The 2993-nt window shown below is 57.2% G+C and carries 5 protein-coding genes and 1 pseudogene; 5 read left to right on the forward strand and 1 reads right to left on the reverse strand.

The genetic code is table 11. The features are described from left to right. The 4 genes from ACSSVY_RS22645 to ACSSVY_RS22660 form a co-directional block, all read left to right on the forward strand. On the forward strand, positions 1-610 hold a 610-nt coding region (locus ACSSVY_RS22645), incomplete at its 5' end, for an oxidoreductase (protein WP_454272292.1). A gap of 157 nt (positions 611-767) precedes the next feature. Further along, positions 768-1232: an IS110 family transposase gene (locus ACSSVY_RS22650; RefSeq protein ID WP_454272294.1), complete on the forward strand. Its 465-nt coding sequence runs from the start codon at positions 768-770 to the stop codon at positions 1230-1232. Continuing rightward, positions 1229-1459, forward strand: a complete 231-nt coding sequence (locus tag ACSSVY_RS22655) for a hypothetical protein (protein ID WP_454272296.1) — start codon at positions 1229-1231, stop codon at positions 1457-1459. The genes ACSSVY_RS22650 and ACSSVY_RS22655 overlap by 4 nt, the downstream gene beginning before the upstream one ends. Positions 1460-1470: 11 nt before the next feature. Beyond that, positions 1471-1806, forward strand: coding sequence for a transposase (locus ACSSVY_RS22660; RefSeq protein ID WP_454272298.1), 336 nt, complete (start codon positions 1471-1473; stop codon positions 1804-1806). A gap of 170 nt (positions 1807-1976) precedes the next feature. Here ACSSVY_RS22660 and ACSSVY_RS22665 read toward each other — a convergent pair whose 3' ends face one another. Next, complete coding sequence (locus ACSSVY_RS22665; protein ID WP_454272300.1) at positions 1977-2126, reverse strand: hypothetical protein; 150 nt, start codon at positions 2124-2126, stop codon at positions 1977-1979. Between the two features lie 89 nt (positions 2127-2215). Between ACSSVY_RS22665 and ACSSVY_RS22670 the strand changes: the two are divergent. After that, positions 2216-2899: pseudogene (locus tag ACSSVY_RS22670) on the forward strand (IS110 family transposase); the annotation flags it as partial. Positions 2900-2993 lie beyond the last annotated feature (94 nt).

The raw sequence follows: 2993 nt of genomic DNA on the forward strand, positions 1-2993 counted from the left end.
GCCCTTAAACTCGATCACGCCAACCGCCTCTTGCCAACTCCCTGACAACGCTAACATATCATGCGCACTCAGAAAGTCGAAAGTTTGCGACAGTAGCTATTTATTACACGAGTTCTTGTCCCCTCTAACCAACAAACGCACTGATCAATATGGAGGAAGCCAAGAGAACCGACGTCGCTTCGTAGTGGAAATATTTGAAAGTGTGCGTGATGTCTGGCCAGCTGAAAAACCACTGGGTATCCGCATTTCGGCTACCGACGGGATCGAAGGCGGTTGGAATATTAATGAATCTGCGGAACTTTGCAGTGAATTGAAGCGGCTTGGATGCGACTATGCTACTGTTTCATCTGGCGTATTATCCGGTGCGCAGAAAATCGCGATTAGTGAAGGTCATCAGGTAGCCCTTGCAACGCGGATCCGAATAGAAACTGGACTTCCAGTAATGGCCATCGGAATGATCAATCGCGCCGAACATACAGATCAGATCATTGCGACAGGTCAAGCTGACATGATCGCCATTGCCCCCGAGGAATGCTCTTCGACCCCCATTGGACCTGGCGAGCGGCGGTCACACTTGAAGCGGAAATCGATACGCCACCTCAATACATAAGAGCACACAACTCAAAGTGGCTTCGCTCGCAAGTCAGAAAACAATAGATTCAATGAGAAAATTGTAAGACATGGTGTGATTGCGGCGGCCGCTCTCCCAGGGCGAACGAGGTCCGGTATATTGGCCTCACGATATCAATGCCGTGAGGAGAACGACCATGAAACATTTTGCCGGTTTGGACGTGTCACTGAAAGAGATTTCGATCTGCGTTGTTGACGCGGACGGCAAGACCGTTGCCCGAGGCGTGTCGCCAGCTGACCCCGAAGGCGTGGCGGGATGGTTCGGCACGAGATCGCTGTCGCCGAAGCTGATCGTGCATGAAAGTGGGCAGCTGTCGATCTGGCTTCAACGCGGTCTGGAATGGCTGGGACTTCCGGCCACCTGCATCGATGCGCGCAAGGCACACAAGAGTCTCTCAGCTCGACCAAACAAATCCGATGCCGCGGACGCCGAAGGTCTTGCGCAATTGGCTCGCACAGGCTGGTTCACACCTGTCCACGTTCGGAGCGAGAGCTCAGATCCGCTCCGCTGCCTGATCAGCGCGCGGGCACAGTTGATCAGCCTGCGCAAAGATCGCGAAGGCCATATCCGGGAAATTCTCAAGACTTCGGCGTCCGTTTGACGGGTATTGGCAAAGGTGGACACCGCCGGGCATTCCGCGATCAGCTTACATCTGCGGCAGAACGGGATCCGATCCTGCGCTCTATCGCTGACAGCTTCATCGCTGCCCATGCCACCCTATGCCAGGCGGTGGCCGATCTCGATCGCGCGGTGAAGAAGAAAGCCGAAGATAATCCAGTAGCTCGCCGCCTGTTACTATCCCTGGTGTCGGCCCGGTCGTTGCGCTGAGCTTCATCGCGCTGGTCGATGATCCGGCGCGGTTTCGAAGAACTGGTGATGTCGGTGCCTTCCTGGACCTCACCCCTCGAAGGTATCAATCCGGAGAGATGGACTGGTCCGAGCGCGTCTCAAAATGCGGCGACGGGACCATGCGGAGCCTGTTGTACGAGGCCGCAAGTGCCTTGATCAATCGGGTGCAGCGGTTCTCGGCACTGAAAAGCTGGGCGGTTCGACTTGCTGGACGGCGCGGGTTCGCTAAGGCCGCTGTGGCTACATCGCGGAAGCTCGCGATGCTGATGTTGACACTGTGGAAGAACGAAACCGAGTTCAGATGGAAAGAGGAGGCTGTAGCCTAACCTGAATTCCCTCCCGGAGACCGGCGCGGAGCTAAGTCCCGAAGGGGCGGAGGTTGATTGATCTCGAGAGTGCGGTTGGGATGCTGACCATTCTGCTTAGCCCGTGTAAGACATTGGAGACCATCCGCCACCGAACACCATCATGAGGCGCAATTTAGAGCGGATTGCGTTTAATCGGTTTCATAGCCGGCGGCCTTGAAGAAATTGTAGCACTCTTCCTCAGTGAAGAGATCGCAGACATTGCCAACGACCCGCCAAAGGTCATCGTATGTCCGTGCGGCGGCCCGCCGGATCAACGCCTTGAGCTTGGAAAAGGCCATTTCGATTGATGGTGTGGATGGCTCCTGCTCCAACCGGCGTCTCGAAGCGCCATAATGGGATGTCATTGTCCCAACAGGAGGAGCCATCCATGTTCGAATTTAGCACAGTCGGGGTCGATCTGGCCAAGAACGTTATTCAGGTCCATGGCGTCGACGCCGACGGCAAGACCGTATTGCGGCGCCAACTCCGGCGGAACCAGTTTCTCTCCTTTTTCGAAGGCCGCCCCGGCTGTCTGATTGGCATGGAGGCCTGCTCCGGGGCGCATCACTGGGGGCGGCGGTTGCAGGAAATGGGCCATGAGGTGCGGCTGATGCCACCGTCCTACGTGAAGCCCTACGTCAAGCGCGGCAAGACCGATGCGGCCGATGCCGAAGCGATCTGCGAGGCGGTGACGCGACCATCGATGCGGTTCGTCCCTGTGAAGAGCGAAATGGACTCCGCGGCGCTCGTTCTGCACCGGGCGCGCGACTTCCTCGTCGGACAGGTTACCCAGACGGGGAATGCGATCCGGGCCCACATGGCCGAGTTCGGGATCGTGACGGCGAAGGGTTCGAAGCGCGTTGCGGAGCTGGCAGATAAGCTGGATGCCCTGCCGGAGGCCGCCCGTTTGCCGATACAGGTATTGTTCGATCAACTCGCCGAGACGCAAGACAGGATCGACCGACTGACCGATGAGATCGAAGAGGTTCATAGGCAAAGTGAGGTGAGCCGGCGACTGGCATCGATCCCCGGAGTGGGCGTGCTGACCGCAACCGCAATTGCCGCGACGACCACACTACGCGACACTGTGTGCATTTTGTAGATTTTAGGGCTGGTGCCGACCGGCGAGATGGATTCTGAACGCGGACTCTTTCCCAGCAAGGAGT

Source organism: Roseovarius sp. MBR-51 (assembly GCF_053628575.1).